A 958-nucleotide genomic window follows, 5' to 3' on the forward strand; every position below is an offset into this window, starting at 1 on the left:
CTGTAATCGATGCATTAGCAACAGCAAAAGAAGTAAGCGAAAATGGCAATGCGACAGCTGAAGAAGTGAAGACAGCAACAGATGCATTAAACACAGCAATGAAAGCGAAAGACACACAAGATGCATCAGATAAGAAAGCTGCATCATTAGATGCCTTGAAAGCAGCACAAGCACAAGGCAACGCAATCAATGAAGGAGAATATACACCAAATAGTTACGCGCCATTGAAAGATGCGTTAACAGCAGCTCAAAATATCATCGATAATCCAGACAATCATACGCAAGCAGAAATAGATGAAGCAACAACAGCAATTCAAGATGCGTTGGATCAATTAAGCGATAAAGCAGATAAAGCTGAGTTAGACGCAGCGATTTCAGAAGCCGAAGGCTTAGACTTAGATAACAATGATACGGAAGATAAAGCTGTAGCGGATGCATTAGCAAGAGCACAAGAAGTGAGCAAAGATGATAACGCAACAGCCGAAGAAGTGAAGACAGCAACAGATGCATTAAACGCAGCAATGAAAGCAAAAGACACACAAGATGCATCAGATAAGAAAACTGCATCATTAGATGCCTTGAAAGCAGCACAAGCGCAAGGAAATGCGATTGATGAAGATGGTTATACACCAAATAGTTACGCACCATTGAAAGATGCATTAACAGCAGCACAAAACATCATTGATAATCCAGAAGATCACACGCAAGCAGAAATAGATGAAGCAACAACAGCAATTCAAGATGCGTTGGATCAATTAAGCGATCGAGCGGATAAAGCTGAGTTAGACACAGCAATCAAAGAAGCCGAAGGCTTAGATTTAGATGAAACGGATGCGGAAGATAAAGCTGTAATCGATGCATTAGCAACAGCAAAAGAAGTAAGCGAAAATGGCAATGCGACAGCTGAAGAAGTGAAGACAGCAACAGATGCATTAAACACAGCAATGAAAGCGAAAGA

The 958-nt window shown here is 40.9% G+C and carries 1 protein-coding gene; it reads left to right on the plus strand.

Annotated elements, in window-relative coordinates:
• The coding region (locus tag BJS11_RS13745; RefSeq protein WP_209436230.1) for an FIVAR domain-containing protein at nucleotides 1–958 on the plus strand (958 nt) is incomplete at both ends.

The sequence above is a fragment of the Staphylococcus caeli genome (genome assembly GCF_900097965.1).
Taxonomy (GTDB): domain Bacteria; phylum Bacillota; class Bacilli; order Staphylococcales; family Staphylococcaceae; genus Staphylococcus; species Staphylococcus caeli.